17 protein-coding genes are annotated in these 16,045 nt (G+C 67.0%); 3 read left to right on the top strand and 14 right to left on the bottom strand.

The window, feature by feature from the left end:
* Positions 1 to 89: 89 nt before the first annotated feature.
* Positions 90 to 1,025, bottom strand: coding sequence for a hydroxymethylglutaryl-CoA lyase (locus BAU06_RS02375; RefSeq protein ID WP_066343919.1), 936 nt, complete (start codon positions 1,023 to 1,025; stop codon positions 90 to 92).
* Positions 1,026 to 1,175: 150 nt separating this feature from the next.
* On the opposite strand from BAU06_RS02375, the gene BAU06_RS02370 reads away from it, so the two are divergent.
* Positions 1,176 to 2,078 carry a LysR family transcriptional regulator gene (locus tag BAU06_RS02370; RefSeq protein WP_066357732.1) on the top strand — a complete coding sequence of 301 codons (903 nt, stop codon included), beginning with the start codon at positions 1,176 to 1,178 and terminating at the stop codon, positions 2,076 to 2,078.
* Here the strand turns inward: BAU06_RS02370 and BAU06_RS02365 are convergent.
* The 7 genes from BAU06_RS02365 to BAU06_RS02335 all read right to left on the bottom strand — a co-directional run bounded on the left by BAU06_RS02365 (position 2,063) and on the right by BAU06_RS02335 (position 8,376).
* A complete protein-coding gene (locus BAU06_RS02365; protein WP_066343917.1) occupies positions 2,063 to 2,659 on the bottom strand; it encodes a short chain dehydrogenase in 597 nt (198 codons plus the stop codon). The genes BAU06_RS02370 and BAU06_RS02365 overlap by 16 nt on opposite strands.
* A gap of 172 nt (positions 2,660 to 2,831) precedes the next feature.
* Positions 2,832 to 3,815: an SAM-dependent methyltransferase gene (locus tag BAU06_RS02360; protein WP_082993484.1), complete on the bottom strand. Its 984-nt coding sequence runs from the start codon at positions 3,813 to 3,815 to the stop codon at positions 2,832 to 2,834.
* 198 nt (positions 3,816 to 4,013) lie between these two features.
* Positions 4,014 to 4,985 carry an ABC transporter substrate-binding protein gene (locus tag BAU06_RS02355; RefSeq protein ID WP_197509414.1) on the bottom strand — a complete coding sequence of 324 codons (972 nt, stop codon included), beginning with the start codon at positions 4,983 to 4,985 and terminating at the stop codon, positions 4,014 to 4,016.
* Entirely contained in the window at positions 4,979 to 5,848 is an 870-nt protein-coding gene (locus BAU06_RS02350; RefSeq protein WP_066343906.1) for a TauD/TfdA dioxygenase family protein, read from the bottom strand. Before BAU06_RS02350 ends, BAU06_RS02355 begins: the two co-directional genes overlap by 7 nt.
* Positions 5,841 to 6,632: an ABC transporter ATP-binding protein gene (locus tag BAU06_RS02345; protein WP_066343905.1), complete on the bottom strand. Its 792-nt coding sequence runs from the start codon at positions 6,630 to 6,632 to the stop codon at positions 5,841 to 5,843. Before BAU06_RS02345 ends, BAU06_RS02350 begins: the two co-directional genes overlap by 8 nt.
* A 9-nt stretch (positions 6,633 to 6,641) precedes the next feature.
* Complete coding sequence (locus BAU06_RS02340; protein ID WP_197509412.1) at positions 6,642 to 7,526, bottom strand: ABC transporter permease; 885 nt, start codon at positions 7,524 to 7,526, stop codon at positions 6,642 to 6,644.
* A 22-nt stretch (positions 7,527 to 7,548) separates the two neighbouring features.
* The gene (locus BAU06_RS02335; RefSeq protein ID WP_066343903.1) at positions 7,549 to 8,376 is read right to left on the bottom strand and encodes a sulfurtransferase; all 828 of its coding nucleotides are present in this window, start codon (positions 8,374 to 8,376) and stop codon (positions 7,549 to 7,551) included.
* A gap of 218 nt (positions 8,377 to 8,594) precedes the next feature.
* On the opposite strand from BAU06_RS02335, the gene loiP reads away from it, so the two are divergent.
* Positions 8,595 to 9,350 carry a metalloprotease LoiP gene (loiP, locus tag BAU06_RS02330; RefSeq protein WP_066343901.1) on the top strand — a complete coding sequence of 252 codons (756 nt, stop codon included), beginning with the start codon at positions 8,595 to 8,597 and terminating at the stop codon, positions 9,348 to 9,350.
* A gap of 84 nt (positions 9,351 to 9,434) precedes the next feature.
* Here the strand turns inward: loiP and BAU06_RS02325 are convergent, their stop codons facing one another.
* Positions 9,435 to 9,932: a methylated-DNA--[protein]-cysteine S-methyltransferase gene (locus tag BAU06_RS02325; RefSeq protein ID WP_066343898.1), complete on the bottom strand. Its 498-nt coding sequence runs from the start codon at positions 9,930 to 9,932 to the stop codon at positions 9,435 to 9,437.
* Between the two features lie 171 nt (positions 9,933 to 10,103).
* Here BAU06_RS02325 and BAU06_RS02320 point away from each other — a divergent pair, with 171 nt between their 5' ends.
* Positions 10,104 to 10,898 (top strand): IclR family transcriptional regulator, encoded by a 795-nt coding sequence (locus BAU06_RS02320; RefSeq protein ID WP_197509410.1) that lies wholly within the window; start codon positions 10,104 to 10,106, stop codon positions 10,896 to 10,898.
* Between the two features lie 39 nt (positions 10,899 to 10,937).
* On the opposite strand, the gene BAU06_RS02315 is transcribed toward BAU06_RS02320, so the two are convergent.
* The 5 genes from BAU06_RS02315 to BAU06_RS02295 form a co-directional block, all read right to left on the bottom strand.
* The gene (locus tag BAU06_RS02315; RefSeq protein ID WP_231933980.1) at positions 10,938 to 12,191 is read right to left on the bottom strand and encodes an MFS transporter; all 1,254 of its coding nucleotides are present in this window, start codon (positions 12,189 to 12,191) and stop codon (positions 10,938 to 10,940) included.
* A 121-nt stretch (positions 12,192 to 12,312) separates the two neighbouring features.
* Positions 12,313 to 13,254 (bottom strand): 3,5-dioxohexanoate:acetyl-CoA acetone transferase, encoded by a 942-nt coding sequence (gene kce, locus BAU06_RS02310; protein ID WP_066343886.1) that lies wholly within the window; start codon positions 13,252 to 13,254, stop codon positions 12,313 to 12,315.
* A 39-nt stretch (positions 13,255 to 13,293) separates the two neighbouring features.
* Entirely contained in the window at positions 13,294 to 14,016 is a 723-nt protein-coding gene (locus tag BAU06_RS02305; RefSeq protein ID WP_066343885.1) for an ABC transporter ATP-binding protein, read from the bottom strand.
* The gene (locus BAU06_RS02300; protein WP_066343880.1) at positions 14,013 to 14,768 is read right to left on the bottom strand and encodes an ABC transporter ATP-binding protein; all 756 of its coding nucleotides are present in this window, start codon (positions 14,766 to 14,768) and stop codon (positions 14,013 to 14,015) included. The genes BAU06_RS02305 and BAU06_RS02300 overlap by 4 nt, the downstream gene beginning before the upstream one ends.
* Positions 14,765 to 16,042 (bottom strand): branched-chain amino acid ABC transporter permease, encoded by a 1,278-nt coding sequence (locus BAU06_RS02295; RefSeq protein WP_066343878.1) that lies wholly within the window; start codon positions 16,040 to 16,042, stop codon positions 14,765 to 14,767. Before BAU06_RS02295 ends, BAU06_RS02300 begins: the two co-directional genes overlap by 4 nt.
* Between the last annotated feature and the right edge of the window lie 3 nt (positions 16,043 to 16,045).

Below are 16,045 nucleotides of genomic sequence, written 5' to 3'. Positions count from 1 at the left end.
ATCGACGATGGATCGTGGATTGCCCGGTCCGAACCATGCACCGCGCGGGGGCCCGTGCATCTTAATCGCAAATCCCCGCGCGGGTCCCGCTACTGGCAAGGCGCGGGATGGCGGCGGTCCCGCGTGCCGGCCTTCAGGATCTGGCTGGGAACATCGTGGCCGATCAGTGCCGGCAAGGTCCGGCCCACGGCCAGGATGCCTTCCAGATCGACGCCGGTGTCATAACCGTCCAGCTGCAGCATATGCACCAGCTCTTCCGTGCAGGCGTTGCCGCTGGCGCCGGGAGCGTAAGGGCAGCCGCCGATGCCGCCCAGCGAGGCGTCGAAGCGGTCCACGCCGGCGGCCAGCGCCGCCATGGTGTTGGCCAGGGCCATGCCGCGGGTATTGTGGAAATGCAGCGTCAGTTCCAGCTGGGGGAACAGGGATTTGGCGCGGCGCGCGATCGCTTCCACCTGGCTGGGATAGGCCATGCCCGTGGTGTCGCACAGCGTGATGCCGTCCACGCCGCGCTGGGCGAAGCGGTCCATCAGCTCGAACACTTCGTACGGGTCGATGTCCCCTTCCATCGGGCAGCCGAACACGGTCGACAAGGACACATTGATGGCGACCTGGCTGCCGCGCACGGCGTCGATGACGTCGGAAAGCTGCGCGAATGACTGGTCGCGCGACATGCGCAGGTTGGAGCGGTTGTGCGTCTCGCTGACCGACATCACCAGGTTGATTTCGTCGACCTTGCACGAGACGGCGCGCTCGGCGCCGCGCACATTGGGCACCAGCGCGGTGTAGACCACGCCAGGCCGGCGGGCGATTTCATGCATGACGATTTCGGCGTCGCGCAGTGCCGGTATCGCCTTGGGCGACGTGAAGGACGTCGCTTCGATCTTGGCATAGCCGCACGCGGACAGCGCATCGATGAAGCGTATCTTGTCCTGGGTTTCGACGAACTGACTCTCGTTCTGGAAGCCGTCGCGCGGCGCGACTTCCTGGATATACAGCCGTGGCTTGGCGCCCTGGTTCTCGCTCATGGTCCTGATCCTCCGAAGCCGCAGTCTAGCAATGGCCACGGGCGCACGGAATCGACGATTCATGATGGCGCCATCGTGCCGCGCGATGGCAAGGCGGAGCGCGGCATCGCCCCTGGCGACGGTAGCCGCCCGGGCCGTATACTGCGGCGCATGCATCCGGATCCGACTTCCCTGCGGCTGTTCATCGGCGTGATCGAGGAAAAAACGATCGCCGCCGCCGCCGAGCGCGAGCACATCGCCGCCGCGGCGGTAAGCAAGCGCATGAGCGAACTGGAAGAGCAGCTCAAGACACAGTTGCTGGTGCGCACCAACAAGGGCATACAGCCCACCAACGCCGGCATGGCCCTGGCCGCCATGGCGCGACGCGCGCTGCGCGAGCTGGACGATATCGCCGTCTCCATGCGGGAGTACGCCAGCGGCGCGCGGGGCTTTATCCGCGTGTTCGCCAATATCTCGGCCCTGACGCAATTCCTGCCGGGCGATATCCAGTCCTTTGCCTCGGCCTACCCCAACATCCAGCTGCAGCTGGAAGAGAAAATTTCTCCCGCCATCCTGAAGGCTGTGCACGAGAACGCGGCGGACGTGGGCATTTTCTCCGGCATGCCGCCGGGCCGGGAGCTGGAAGTCCTGCCCTATCGTCGCGACACGCTGGCGCTCATCGCGCCGGCCGGCCATCCCCTGCTGGACAGGCAGGACTTCCGCTTCGCCGACGCCCTGGCCTACGACTTCGTCGGCCTGCATACCGGTAGCGCCATCAACCAGATCGTGGCCAATGCCGCCGACCGGCTCGAACGGCCCCTGCGGGTCAAGGTGCAGGTTACGGGTTTCGACACGCTGTGCTTCATGGTGGATGCCGGACTGGGCCTGGGCGTGCTGCCCGTGGACATCGCCACGCTCTATGCCCGGATCTTCAATATCGGCATCCTGCGCATCGAAGAGCCCTGGGCGCGGCGCGAACTGCAGATCTGCGTGCGCGACTTCCAGGCGCTACCGACCGCCGCCAAGTTGTTCGTCGAGCACCTGACCGGAAAAGGCGGTCACCAGACCCGGTAGATCTGGCCGGTCTCCACGCCCTCGATACTGCGCCGGAATGCCAGGGCGGCGCGGCTGCCCGGCACGGGTTCGAAACCCGGGAAGCTGCCGCCGTAGGCCTCCTTGGCCTCCGTCAACAGGTTCGGGCTGACGGCGTTGATGCGCGCGTCCCGCAGCTCGAATGCCGCGGCGCGCACGAAGCCTTCCAGGCCCGCATTGACGGCCGTGGCATTGACGCCATCGCGTATGACGGCATCGCTCAGGATCCCTGTCGTCAGGGTGATGGAACCGCCCGGGCGCAGGTGGTGCTGCCCGACCAGCGCCAGCCGGATCTGGCCCAGCAGCTTGTCCTGCAGCCCGGTATTGAACTGCTCCGCCGTCATCTCCACCAGTGGGCCGAAATGCACGCCGCCGGTTGCCGATACGATGGCGTCCACATCGCCAACGCGATCGAACAGATCCCGGACGCTGTTTTCATCGCGGATATCGACGCGATGGCTTTTGCTGGACCGGCCGGCCAGGACGAGCTCGTGGTCATGTTCGAGTTCCCGGACGATGGCGCTGCCCAGGAAACCCGTGGCGCCGACGAGAAGGATTTTCATGGCTCTCACCTTTCGGACGAATCGGTCCAAGTGTACGGGGCGGGGCGTATCGCAGGAATGCCAAGCCGCGCGCGGCGGCCCACGCCATCGCCGAAATATTTTGTTAGCGATTGCTGCCGGCGGCCGGCGTAACCCGGCCATCGCGCGCGGGTGCCGCCGCCGCCCGGGGCCATCACAGGCGTGTCGCCGCCCAGCTCCCCCCCGCCCCACCGGAGACGGTCCCCTGCATGGCCCTTCCGTTCACCGTTCCGGCATAGCTGGCGTCCCCGACATTGAACCGGATGCGATCGCCGTCCAGGCGGGCATCGCTGATGGCCGCGCCGCCCAGCGTGCCGCTCAGCATCTGGTACTTCTGCCGCAGGCGCAGCTCCTGCCCGGCCAGCCGCCACGTCCCCTCGACCTTGGCGGGCACGATCCATAGCAAGGCGGTGCAATAGTGGTCGCAGCCCTCGCGCACCGTTTCCGACCGGTCGGGTTGCCAATCCCCCATGCGGAAGGAATTCGACACGATACGCGTGCCCGGCTTCAGGTCCAGCAGCCGGGGGCGCAGTTGCTCGTTGATCGTCGGCAGCAGGAACATCGTGATGACGTCGGCGTCGCCCAGCTTGGTCTTGAACAGGTCGGCGGTCACGAACGTGGCACGGTCCGCCACGCCGGCCTGCGTGGCGTTGCGCCGTGCCAGTTCGACCATCTGCGGGTTGTACTCGACGCCGCGCGCCCGCAAGCCGCGCTTGGCCGCCGTGATGACGGTACGGCCATCGCCCGAGCCGAGGTCGATGAGTGTGTCGCGCGGCGTCACCTGCGCGATATCCAGCATTGTCTCCACCAGCACCTGCGGCGTCGGCACCCACACCACGTCCTTGCCTTCCTGGCCGACCATGGGCTTGTACGTATCGCCGGCCTTGCCGCCCTGGCCGGCGCGCTCCTGCGCCCATGCCGCGGGGGCGGCCGCCGCCGCGGCCACCCACGCCGCCAGCACGAGGTGCCCCAGGCCGCGCCACGATGTACGCCGCGGCCGCGTGCCGGGCGGCACGAAACCGCTTGCCCCGGCTTCCGGGCCGCTGCCTGCGTGGATCGCCGGATGCCCGCCGCGAGACCGGCCGGACACACGCTGGCTTATCGAACCACCCGCTTGGTTGTTTGGGTAAAACGTCATGATGCTTGCTCTCCAGGTTGGCTGCACGACGGATGCGGGCACGCATATCCCCCGGTGCCCGCCCCCTTTCCGCCGCGCCATCCCGGAGGGACGCGCCTGCCTTCCCCGCGTATCGCGGGAGTGGCGTACCGGCGGGGGGTACTCCATCTTGCGCGACTGGCGTCGCGCTGTACAGCCTGTAGAGGCGGTAGTCCGGCGCTACCCGTCGCCGCCCGGCAGGCGGGCGCTCAAGTCCACCTGGTCCTGGTCCACCGGCTTGAGCTCCGGCTCGGTGGACCGCAGGATTTCGGTCATCTTCGCGTAGCCCTGTACGGATACGCGGCCGTCGGGCGAGATCAGCCGGGGCACCGCCGCCGTCATGGCTTGCACAAAGGCGTCGCTGCGATCGGGATACTGCTGGCGCACGATTCTGGCCACCGCCGCGGGATCCCGCTGGATCAGCTGTTCCGCCTTCAGGACGGCACGCGCCACGCCCCGCGCCGCGTCCGGATGGGCGTCCACCCATTTCCGCAAGCCGATCACGGCCTGGCCCGAGTGCTCGGTCCTGCGCCAGTCGTACAGGACGCGGAACCTGCCCGGCGCATCGACCTCGTAGCCCAGGAGATCGGGCGTCGCCGCCATGACGGCATCGACCTGGCCCGACTCCAGTGCGGCGCGCGCGGTGTTGCCGCTGCCGATGCCGACGATGGTCACGTCACGGTCCGGATCGATGCCCAGGCTGCTCAAGGTCCAGCGCAAGGTATTGTCGGAGTAGCTGCCCGGGGCGCTGACGCCCAGTTTGCCTCCCTTCAGGTCCGCCAGGCTTTTGTAGCCCTTGCCCGCCGGCACCACCAGCGTATGCGTCAGGTAGCGGTCGATGCCGACCAGGATGCGCGGGGCCATGCCGCGGTTGGCCAGGCGCAGTACGTGATCGGTGGCGAAAGCGGCCAGGTCGATGGACCCGCCCACCAGGGCCTGCACTGCCACGCCGCCGCCGCGGAACTGCATGGGCTGGACGTCCAGGTTCTCGGCCTTGAAGTAACCCTGGTCGATGGCCAGCAGGATGGGAATCTGCGACTCATTGGTGCCGATCAGGCCTATCGTCACCTTGGTCTGAGCAAGGGCGGGCGCCGACACGGCGGCCAGTACGATCATGGCCCCGGCCAGCCTGGCTTGCATACGTTTCAACATGGGCGATTCCCGTCCGCTTCCTGGACCAATGCCGCGCGGTACAGCACCCGCCGGCTGCCGCCATAGTCCTTTACGCCGCGATGCTGTACCACGCGGTTGTCCCATACCACCAGCGCGCCCTCGCGCCACTGGTAGCGCGCCTGCACGTCCGGCGACTTGATGGCGTCGAACAGGATGCCCAGCAGGTGATCGCTGGCGACGCGCGAGACGCCCTGGATATAGGCCGTGTACGACTCGTTGACGAAGATCTGCCCACGCCCTGTCACCGGATGCCTGCGTATCACGGGGACCACGATGGGCGGCAGCCTGGCGCGCTGGCGCGCCAGCTCCACCGGGTCGTCGTAGCGCTGCATCAGGTGGCCCGTGGCCTCGGCCGAGCTGACGGCCGTCAGGGTCTCCAGATAGGCCGCGAACAAGGGGTCCAGCTGTTCGTAGGCCAGGGTGGCATTGCTGTAGACGGTATCGCCCCCCAGGCTGGGAATGGCGTGGCCATATAGCGCGGTGAAGGTCGGCGGATCGGGACGGAAGGCGCCGTCGATATGCCAGATGTGGTTGCGCAGGTACTTGTCGCGCGTCGAATCCACCGCATTGGCCAGGGGGCTGCCGTCCACCGACGGCATATGGGGACCGGCGTAGGGAATGGCCGTGCCCAGGAATGACAGGAACTCGACGAAGCGCGCCGGCGAGACCGTGCCCGGCTCGAACTCCAGGAATCCGTGCTGGAACAAGGCCCGGCGCAAGCGCCCGGCCACCTCCCGCGGCAGCGGCTCGCCGTCGTCGCGCAGGCCGGTGACGCGCGCGCCGCCCGCGGCGCAGTAGGGCGAAATCTCCAGGCGGGTGTCGACCGGTGCGGTGTCAGTCATTTTGCGCGCTGCCCATAATGTCGTTCCAGATGGCTTCCACGAATTCATGGAAGCGCGGCTCACGGCGGACTTGCCGCGCATCGCGGGGCCGCGGCAGGTCGATGCGGTATTCCGATTTCACACGGCCGGGGCGGCCCGTCATGACGACCACGCGGTCGGACAGGCTGACCGCCTCTTCGATGTCGTGCGTGACGAAGATGATGCCCTTGCGATGGCTGCTCCATATCTTCAGCAGCTCCTGCCCCATCAAGACCTTGGTCTGCGCGTCCAGCGCGCCGAACGGTTCGTCCATCAGATAGATGTCCGGGGCATAGGCCAGGATGCGACACAGCGCCACGCGCTGCCGCATGCCGCCCGACAGGGCCGAGGGATAGTAGTCGCCGAAGCGCCGCAGGCCGGTGAAATCGAGCAGCTCGTCGACCCGCGCCGCCCGCGCGGCCTTCGGAAAGCCGCCGCACTCCAGCCCGGTCTCGATGTTCTGCCGCACGGTGGCCCAGGGCAGCAGGGCATCGCGCTGGAACATGAAGCCGATGCCGGGCGGTGTCTCGCGGACCGGGCGGCCGCGCACCAGGATATCGCCGGCCGAAGGCCGTTCCAGGCCCGATATCAGTTTCAGCAAGGTGGACTTCCCGCAGCCCGAAGGCCCCACGATGGAGAGGAACTCGCCCTCCTCCAGCGCCAGGTCGACGTCGACCAGCGCCGGCTCGCCGCCGCCGTAGTCCATCGCCGCCCGGCGCGCCTGTACCGCGGGCAGCGCCGCGGCGGTCGTACCTGCATGGTTCATTGCTACCTCTCAATACCGCTTGCCGAACAGGCGCCGCTCGGCGGTTTTCACGATCTCGTTCAGGACCATGCCGAGCGCCATCAAAACCACCAGCCCCGTGAAAACGCCGATCACGTCGATGCGCGCGGCCGCATGCTCGACGTACCAGCCCAGGCCGCGATTCGCGCCCAGCAGTTCGCCCACGACGGATCCGATCAGGGCCAGGCCCACGCCCACCCGCACCGAGGCGAATATCCACGGGACGATGCCGGGCAGGATGACTTTGCGCAGGATGTAGGCGCGCGATGCGCGCATCGCGCGCATCATGTCCACCAGTTCGCGGTCGATGCCGCGCATGCCCTCATAGGTATTCAGGATCACCACGAACACCACCATCGAAAAGGCCATCACGACCTTGGACGAAGGGCCGATGCCGAACCACAGGATGAACAGCGGGGCCAGCGCGATGCGCGGGATGCTGTACAGGCCCAGGAAGAAGGGCTCCAGCACCCGCTCGATATAGCGATTGGCGGCGAACAGCAAACCCAGGGGGATGCCTAGCGCCAGGCTAAGGAGCAGGCCCGCGGCGGCCTGGCCCAACGTCGGCAAGGTGTGCCACCATAGATCGCCCGAGGCCACCAGCGCGCCGAGGCGGGCCAGGATCTGCGAAGGGCGTCCTATCCAGAAGGGGTCCACCAGCCAGCGGGACGCGGCTTCCCAGCCAGCCAGGAAAAACAGCGCGAACAGCGCGCGTCCCACGCCCACGCGGAAGTCTTCCGCACGCCGGCGGGCCAAGGCGGTCGCTACCGGCCGCGTGTGCCCACGCGCGGTTTCGTCATGCGCGGGGCCATGGAAGCCGCCGGCGGCCGCGTCGCTGCCCGGGACGCGCAATGCCTGTTGTACGGGAACGCTCACGATGCGTGCTCCTGGGGCAGTCTCAGGCGGCCGCCGCCGGCTTGGGCGTCACGATAGGCAGGTCTTCGCGGTTGCCCCATTCATTCCATGCACCGGCATAGTTGCGCACATGGGTGTAGCCAGCGGCCCGCAGCGCCCAAAGGGTATGCGCCGCCCGCGGACCGCCGCCGCAGTACACGACGATTTCGTCGTCGGCACGCAGCCCCAGCGATTCATACTCCTTGCGGATATCGGCGGCCGCCTTCGCGCGTCCCCGCTCGTCGATGTTGCGAGCGTGCTCGCGATGGAGCGCGCCCGGTATCGCGCCACTGCGCCGCGCACGCTTTTCTTCGCCGTAGTATTCGCCGGCACGCCGGGTATCCAGGATGCGCAACCCGTCCGAACCGAGCCGCTGCCGCAGCTCGTCCACCCCTATGGCCAGGGATACGCGCGGGCGCGCCACGTAGGGCCGCGGCCGATAGGCGGGGGCGTCCCGGGTCAGGGACAGGCCCGCGACCCCCGACGCCGCGTGCAAGCCGCCATCCAGTACGGCTACCCGTTCCTGCCCCAGGTACGCGAGCAGCCACGCGGCGCGCGCGGCACGGGTATCCCAGCGGTCTTCGTAAACGACGACATGCTCCGTGCCGGACAGGCCCAGCAGCGAAAACAGGCCGGCGTGCTGATTCACCAGCGCGGCCAATCCCGCGGCCGTTGAATCCGGATAGCTCAAGAGATTGGCATCGAACGGCCGGGCCCCCGGAAGATGGCCGGCCCAATAGTCCTTGGCGGCGCGCGCGTCCAGCAGGACCACGCCATCGTCATCCAGGTGTTGCGCGACCCATTGCGGATCGACGAATAGTTCTTCGCTCATATCAATCTGCCCAAAGCCAGGAATCTATCGTGGCCGCCGGGGCAAACCAACGACCGATGCCGCATAAGCAAAGAGGCATATGGACATGGGCATATGCAAATAGCCATGTAAACAAATATTGGATTTACGAAAAATATGTAGCCCTTCCCCGCTTTGTCCTCATCCGTTCTTAGAATCTGCGGCGTCGCCCCGGGGGGCTTATAGGGAAAGGAGCAACAATGCGTACCTACATTGGCGCCGCGGCTGTCGTGGCCGTGCTGGCCGGCACAGGCAACGCGCACGCTTTCGATATCGGCAGCGCGCTGGGGGCCGGCAGCAAAATGCTGCAGGCCGCCACGCTAAGCGACGCGGACATCAAGACCCTGTCGGACAAGGCCTGCAAGGAGAGCGACCAGCAGTCCAAAATCGCCGCGCCCGGCAGCAAATACGACGCGCGCCTGCAGAAGCTGGGCAAGCAGCTCGGCGACAACATCAACGGCCAGTCCGTCAATTACAAGGTCTACCTGACCAACGAGGTCAATGCCTGGGCGATGGCCAACGGCTGCATCCGCGTCTATAGCGGCCTGATGGACATGATGACGGACGACGAGCTGCTGGGCGTCATCGGCCATGAAATGGGCCACGTCGCGCTGGGCCACAGCAAGAAGGCGATGCAGACGGCCTATGCGGTGTCGGCGGCGCGCGATGCCGCGGGCGCCGCCGGCGGTTCCGCCGTCGCGGCGCTGAGCGCGTCGCAACTTGGCGACCTGACCGAGAAATTCATCAATGCGCAGTTCTCGCAATCGCAGGAAAGCGCGGCGGACGACTATTCCTACGACCGGCTCAAGGCGCGCAAGCTCAACGTGCAGGGGCTGGTCACCGCCTTCCAGAAGCTGGCCAAGCTGGATGGCGGCAAGAGCGACATGATGAGCTCGCATCCCGCTTCCACGAAACGGGCCCAGCATATCGAGGAACGGATCGCCTCGAACAAGTGACGGCTGGCGCGCTGCCGCTGCATCGGCGCGCAGCGCCCACCGCCACGCAACGGCAGCCATGCAGCCGCCGGCACGCAGTTGGGGCTATGCGGCCTTGGCGGCGCCCCTGCCTTCGAGCGCCAGCAGCGCGGCCTTGGCCTGCAAGCCGCCCGCGAAGCCGGTCAGTCCGCCGGAAGCGCCGATCACGCGATGGCATGGCGCGACGATGGAAAGCGGATTCCGGCCATTGGCCGCACCCACGGCGCGCACCGCGTTCGCATGGCCGATGCGTTCGGCGATACCGCGGTAGCTGCGCGTTTCGCCGTACGGGATTTCCAGCAACGCGTTCCAGACCTTCTTCTGGAATGCTGTACCGGTGAACGCCAGCGGTAGATCGAAGCGATCGCGCTTGCCGGAAAAATACTCGGCCAATTGCCGTTCCGCCTCGCATAGCGTGGGATCGCCGGCATCCTCGCGCATCGGCCCCAGCCGGACGCGGCCGGGCCTTTCGTTTTCCCACAGAATGGCCGCCAGCCGGCCGTCCTGGGCGACCAGCGTCAGCTTGCCGACCGGGGTAGTGACGATCTTGAACAGATAAGTCATGTCGATTCCTTGGGGGGAAGACGGGCGTGGCGCGTGCGCGGCAAGACGGGCTGCCCGCCGGGCCCGCCGCCTGCATTTCCGCGACGCCAGTCTAGACAAGACAGGCATGGCGGCGAACTCCGCTTATTGCGGGTCCCGCCGCCATGGGCAATGTTATCCTTCCACGCGCCCATGACACCCACACCGCACGACATGGTATCCAGAACAGCCTCCCAGGCCGACACGGGAACGGTCAATCGCGTCCTGCGCATCCTGTCCGCATTCGCGGCACGGGACCGCTGGCCGCTGAACGAACTTGCCCGCGAACTGGACCTGCCGCGCGGCAGCGTGCATCGCCTGCTGAAACTGTGCCGGCCGCTGGGCTTCGTCGACCAGGATGCCGAAGGGCTTTATACGCCAGGCATCGAGCTCTATCGCGTCGCCGGGAAGCTGGCCGCCGAGATGCCCATCAACCGGCTGGCGGGCCCGCTGCTGCAGGGCCTGCGCGACGCCACCGACGAAACCGCCATGCTGGTGCTGCTGTCCCGGCAGGACCTGCGCATTTTCATATCGGACATCGCCTGGCCCTCGCATCCCCTGCGCTACACGGTGCCGCTGAACCAGCTGCAACCCCTGACCTGGGGCGCCGCCGGGCGGTCGATCCTGGCCTTCATGGAAGCCGCCGAAATCGAAGAGGCCATCGGCCAGGCCGCCACGTCGCCGCTCAACGGCCGGCCGCTCGATGTGCCGGAACTGCGCGAAACCCTGGCCCGTATCCGCGCGCAAGGCTACGCCACCAGTTATGCGGAACGCGCCCCGGATATGCACGGCATCGCCGTCCCCCTGTTCGACCGCGCCGGGCAGGTGCGCGGCAACCTGATGCTGACCGTGCCGCATTTCCGTTTCGACGAAGCGGAACAGCAGCGCCACCTGGGGCTGTTGCGCGAGGCCTGCGCCGAACTGGCGCGGCGGCTGGGCTGGCGCTAGCGCGGCCTGCGGCGATGCCGGCCGGTCCGCCCCACGGCGCTACCCGGCCAGTGTCTTGACCTTGCGCAGGTCCGGGAAAAGCCGCATCCAAAGGCCCACCACCACGATGGTGCTGATGCCGCCGATCACGCCGGCGGAAACCGGCCCGACGAAATGCGCCAGCGTGCCGGAATAGAACTCGCCCAGCTGATTCGATGTACCGACGAACAGCGAATTGACGGCGTTGACGCGCCCGCGCATCTCGTCGGGGGTAAGCAGCTGCACCAGGGTGATCCGCACCACCATGCTGATGGTATCCGCGGCGCCCAGCACCGCGAGCGCGACGATGGATACGGCGATATTCGTCGAAAGCGCGAACACGACGGTTGCCAGGCCGAAGACCGCCACCGCGCCCAGCATCTTCATGCCGATGCCCGTCTTCAGCGGTACGCGGGCGATGTACAGGGACATCAGCACCGCGCCGATCGCGGATGACGAGCGCAGCAATCCCAGCGCCCACGGACCGGCATGCAGGATGTCGCGGGCGAAGATGGGCAGCAAGGCCGTCGTGCCGCCCAGCAGCACCGCGAAGAGATCCAGCGATATGACGCCCAGCATCACCGGCCGCGCGAAGATGAAGGACACGCCCGCGAAAGCGGAACGCAGCGTGACGGGACCGCGGTTATAGCCACCCCGCACCGTCTTGATGGACATCACGCAGAATCCCGCCACGACGAACATCGCGGACGACAGCAGGAAAGGCGCAAGCGGATTGAAGCCGTAGGCAACGCCGCCCAGCGCGGGCCCGATGATAGTGGCCGCCTGGAATAGCGCCGTCGTCACCGACAAGGCCTGCTGCAGGGCCGAAGGCGGCACGATGCTGGGCACCAGCGATTGCATGGTGGGCTGCTCGAAGGCCTGCGCCGCGCCCAGGATGACAACGGAAAGAAAGATCATGGGCACGCTCAACACGCCCGACCAGATCGCCCAGGTCAGCCCGATGGCCACGATTGCCTTTACCGTTTGTGCGAACAGGGCGATGCGCCGCCGGTCGTAGCGATCCGCCACCTGGCCGACGACCAGCGTCAGCACCACCATGGGCAGGAACTGGCACAGCCCTATCATGCCCAGGTAGAAGGCGCTGTGGGTCTGGTCGTACACCAGCCAGCCCATCGCGATGCCTATGCCCTGGAAGGCCATGGCCGACAATACGCGCGAGATCGCGTAGGGGACATAGTTTTCCCGCCAGGGCACGGTCCCCGCGGGTGCTTCGTCCGCATTCCCCACGGGGGCGGCGTCAGGCTTCGTCGACAATCCAGGCTCCAGCAAGTACCGAGGCCCCCGGCCCATGGCAAGCGGGAGGGCATGCGGGTCGGAATTGTATGTCAACTCGCCTTACTCAAAGCTATCGCGGCGCGGTCCGGAAACCCACCGGTCAGAATGCCACGGCGTCGCGTCCCTTCAGCCCCAGCATGGCGCGCGCATCGTCAGGCGTCGCGATCTCCAGCGAGAGCGCCTCCAGGATGCCGCGTATCTTGCGCACCTGTTCGGCGCAGGACCTGGCCAGCTCGCCCTTGCCCAGGTACAGGCTGTCCTCCAGCCCCACACGCACATTGCCGCCCAGGATGGCGCCCATGGTCACCAGGGGCATCTGGTGGCGGCCCGCGCCCAGCACGGAGAACCGGTAGCCATCCCGGCCGAACAGGCGGTCCGCCGTGGTCCGCATGGTCGCCAGGTTTTCCGGGTCCGGCCCGATGCCGCCCAGGATGCCGAAGATGCACTGCAGGAATACCGGGCCTTGCACCAGGCCTTCGTCGACGAAGTGGGCCAGGTTGTACAGATGCCCCATGTCATAGCACTCGAACTCGAAACGCGTGCCGCACTCTTCGCCCAGCACCTTCAGGATGTGGCGGATATCGCGGAAGGTGTTGCGGAAGATCAAGTCCTCCATGCCTTCGACATAGGGTTTTTCCCAGTCGTACTTCCATTGCTGGATGCGCCGCGCCGCGGTGTGGATGGAGAAGTTCATCGACCCCATGTTCAAGGAACACATTTCCGGCTTGGCGCGCAGGGGGTAGGCCAGCCTGTCCTCCAGCGTCATGCGGGTACTGCCGCCCGTGGTGATGTTGATCACCGCGTCCGTGGCGTCGCGGATGCGCGGCACGAAGGCATCGAAGACGGCGGGATCCGGCGTGGGGCGGCCGTCATGCGGGTCGCGCGCGTGCAGATGCAGGATGGCGGCGCCCGCCTGTGCGGCCTCTATGGCCTGCTCCGCGATCTGGTCCGGGGTCAGGGGAAGATAGGCGGACATGGTCGGCGTATGGACCGAACCCGTGACCGCGCAGGAAATAATGACTTTGTCTTGGCTGCTTTTCATGTCGATGACCGTCGTGGGTTGTCGTTCGGCGCGGTGTCCTCACACCGCGAGCCATTGCGAGACCAGGGCCTCGTTGGCACTGAGTTCCGCCGGCGTGCCCTCGTAGACGATGCGGCCGTGTCCCATCACGAATACCCGCATCGATACCTTCAGGGCGATGGCCAGCTTCTGCTCCACCAGCAGCACCGAGACCCCCTTGCGCTGCATGTCCTGGATGCACTCCGCCACCTGGGCCACCAGCTTGGGGGCCAGGCCTTCGGTCGGTTCGTCCACCAGGATGACCAGCGGATTGCCCAGCAGCGACCGGCAGATCGTCAGCATCTGCTGCTCGCCGCCCGACATGCTGCCGGCCTTGGTATTGCGGCGTTCCTTCAGGCGCGGGAAATAGTCGAACATCTGCTCCACCGTCCAGCGGTGCGCCCCCGGCACCGGCGGCTGCTCGCCCATGCGAAGGTTTTCGTCCACGGTCAGGTTGGCGAAGACCTCGCGTTCCTCGGGCACGTAGGCGATGCCCGCGCGGCAGATGGCATAGGGTCGCGCGCCTGCCAGGTCGCGGCCCTTGAGCAGGATGCGGCCGGCACTCGGCGCGACCAGGCCCATGATGGTCTTCATGGTGGTGGAGCGGCCGGAGCCGTTGCGGCCTACCAGGCTGACGACCTCGCCGCCCCGCATGCGCAGGTTTACGCCGTGCAGGACGTGGCTCTTGCCGTAATGGGCATGCAGGTCCTCGACCTGCAGCAATGCCGTGCTTGCTTCCGTCATGCCGTCACCTCGTCGCCCAGGTAGGCTTCGCGCACCTCGGCATTGGCGCGTATTTGCTCCGGCGTGCCGGTGGCGATCACCTGGCCGTAGACCAGGACGCTGATGCGATCGCCCAGTGCGAACACCACGTCCATATCGTGCTCCACGATCATCAGCGTGCGTCCGGCCGTCGTCTCGCGGATCAGTTGCGCGGTGTAGGCCGTTTCCTCGTTGGACATGCCCGCCATGGGTTCATCGAGCAGGATGACCTTGGGGTCGGAGGCCAGCGTCATCGCGATCTCCAGCGAGCGCTGTTCCGAATAAGCCATCTCGCCCGCCAACGCACGGGCCTTGGCGGTCAGGCGCACCCGTTCCAGCAGTCCTTCCGTTTCCTGCCGGATGCGGCGGTCGCGGTCGATGAACTTCCAGAAGGTGTACTGCAGCCCGTGCGCGCGCATCACGGCCAGCCGCACGTTCTCGTAGGTCGTCAGCCTGGGGAATATGTTGGTGATCTGGAAGGAACGCGCCAGGCCCCGGCGGTTGATGGCTTGCGGCGAGTGGCCGCCGATCTCCCGCCCTTCCAGGCGGATGGAGCCGGAAGTGGGGGCGAGCAGGCCCGACACCAGGTGGAACAGCGTGGACTTGCCCGCGCCATTCGGGCCGATCAGCGCATGCCGCTCCCCGGCCACCACGTCCAGGTCCACGCCGCGGATGATTTCGCTCATGCCGAAGGACTTGCGCAGTCCCTGGATCTGCAGGATGGGCGGGTTCATGCGAGCTCCTTCATGCCCGTGGGGCGGTCGGCGGCGGTAACGGCCGATTCCGCGCGTTCCGTCACGCTGGCCAGCCTGGCCCGGCAGGACCAGAGCAGCAAGCCGCCGATGCCGAGCAGCACCGCCGGCACGCCCCAGGTAAGCGGCGACAGGACATCCCACGAACGATCGAACACCCGCACGGCGGGCCACGCGCCCGTGGCGGGGATCAGCGACCGGTACTCCTGCGCGAATACCCGCTGCAACAGCTCCACCAGGAACACCGTGCCGGCGGCCATGAACAGCGCGCACCCCACCGCCAGCACGAAGACGCCGGCGAGCCGCCCGGCCCCGTGGCGTTCGACCTGCCGCTCCACCATGCCCACCAGACCGGTCAGGCCCGTGGGCAGGAACATCATCACGAGCACGAAAATGATGCCCTGGTACAGCAGCCAGGAGCGGGTCAGGTCCGACACCGCATAACCGAACAGGGTCATCAGGGCGGCGCCCAGAGCCGGCCCCAGGAAAACCTGCGTACCGCCGATATAGGTATTGAGCACGGCGGCCGCCGACAGCGATGCGTCGAAGACCACGTAGTTGGCCGATTCGTTGGACATCGCCTGCAAGCCGCCCGCCATGCCGGCGAACATTGCCGACAGGGCGAACACCAGGGTACCCACGCCGTGGACGTTGTAGCCCAGGAACCTGAGGCGGCGGCTGTTCTCCCGCAGGCCCAGCGTCAGGCGTCCCAGCGGCGTGCGCGTGTACAGATACAGCAGCAGCAGCGCGAACAATACCCATGCCAGCGTCAGGTAGTACACCTGGGTGGTGGAGCCGAAGTCGAAACCCCACGCCGGCATGCGCATGGTCGATATGCCCGCCTCCCCGCCGAACAGACTTTTCAGGTGGGGCGCCAGCGAATGCACGAGTTCGGCGATTGCCAGCGTGATCATCGCGAAGTAGGTGCCGCTGCGCTGCGTGGCGAACCAGCCGGCGACCGCGCCGAACGCCAGCCCGCCCAGGGCGCCGGCCAGCGGCATCAAGGGCGTCGGCAACAGGCCCTCTCCGCCCAGCGCATTCATGGCGTGGACCGTGGCAAAGGCGCCCACGCCGAAATACGCCGCATGGCCGAAGGACAGCATCCCCGCCTGCCCGCACAGCAGGTTGTAAGCGCTGGCGAACAAGGCCGCGATAAGCATCTGGATGGCCGCGTTCAGCAGGCCCTGGGACAGCAGGAAAGGCAGCGCCGCGAGCAGGGCGACACCCGCCAGGCAAGCCAGCAAAGTCTTGTTCATCGC

Source organism: Bordetella bronchialis (assembly GCF_001676705.1).
GTDB classification, from domain to species: domain Bacteria; phylum Pseudomonadota; class Gammaproteobacteria; order Burkholderiales; family Burkholderiaceae_B; genus Bordetella_C; species Bordetella_C bronchialis.
The sequence above is the reverse complement of the archived record's forward strand: the minus strand, read 5'-3'. Positions and strand labels throughout refer to the sequence as shown.

Excerpts from the sequence above, each read along its gene's own strand:
- BAU06_RS02295 (WP_066343878.1), bottom strand. The coding sequence starts at position 16,042 with ATGAACAAGACTTTGCTGGCTTGCCTGGCGGGTGTCGCCCTGCTCGCG.
- BAU06_RS02365 (WP_066343917.1), bottom strand. The coding sequence starts at position 2,659 with ATGAAAATCCTTCTCGTCGGCGCCACGGGTTTCCTGGGCAGCGCCATC.
- kce (WP_066343886.1), bottom strand. The coding sequence starts at position 13,254 with ATGAAAAGCAGCCAAGACAAAGTCATTATTTCCTGCGCGGTCACGGGT.
- loiP (WP_066343901.1), top strand. The coding sequence starts at position 8,595 with ATGCGTACCTACATTGGCGCCGCGGCTGTCGTGGCCGTGCTGGCCGGC.
- BAU06_RS02350 (WP_066343906.1), bottom strand. The coding sequence starts at position 5,848 with ATGACTGACACCGCACCGGTCGACACCCGCCTGGAGATTTCGCCCTAC.
- BAU06_RS02320 (WP_197509410.1), top strand. The coding sequence starts at position 10,104 with ATGACACCCACACCGCACGACATGGTATCCAGAACAGCCTCCCAGGCC.
- BAU06_RS02305 (WP_066343885.1), bottom strand. The coding sequence starts at position 14,016 with ATGACGGAAGCAAGCACGGCATTGCTGCAGGTCGAGGACCTGCATGCC.
- BAU06_RS02345 (WP_066343905.1), bottom strand. The coding sequence starts at position 6,632 with ATGAACCATGCAGGTACGACCGCCGCGGCGCTGCCCGCGGTACAGGCG.
- BAU06_RS02375 (WP_066343919.1), bottom strand. The coding sequence starts at position 1,025 with ATGAGCGAGAACCAGGGCGCCAAGCCACGGCTGTATATCCAGGAAGTC.
- BAU06_RS02360 (WP_082993484.1), bottom strand. The coding sequence starts at position 3,815 with ATGACGTTTTACCCAAACAACCAAGCGGGTGGTTCGATAAGCCAGCGT.
- BAU06_RS02300 (WP_066343880.1), bottom strand. The coding sequence starts at position 14,768 with ATGAACCCGCCCATCCTGCAGATCCAGGGACTGCGCAAGTCCTTCGGC.
- BAU06_RS02335 (WP_066343903.1), bottom strand. The coding sequence starts at position 8,376 with ATGAGCGAAGAACTATTCGTCGATCCGCAATGGGTCGCGCAACACCTG.
- BAU06_RS02370 (WP_066357732.1), top strand. The coding sequence starts at position 1,176 with ATGCATCCGGATCCGACTTCCCTGCGGCTGTTCATCGGCGTGATCGAG.
- BAU06_RS02325 (WP_066343898.1), bottom strand. The coding sequence starts at position 9,932 with ATGACTTATCTGTTCAAGATCGTCACTACCCCGGTCGGCAAGCTGACG.
- BAU06_RS02355 (WP_197509414.1), bottom strand. The coding sequence starts at position 4,985 with ATGTTGAAACGTATGCAAGCCAGGCTGGCCGGGGCCATGATCGTACTG.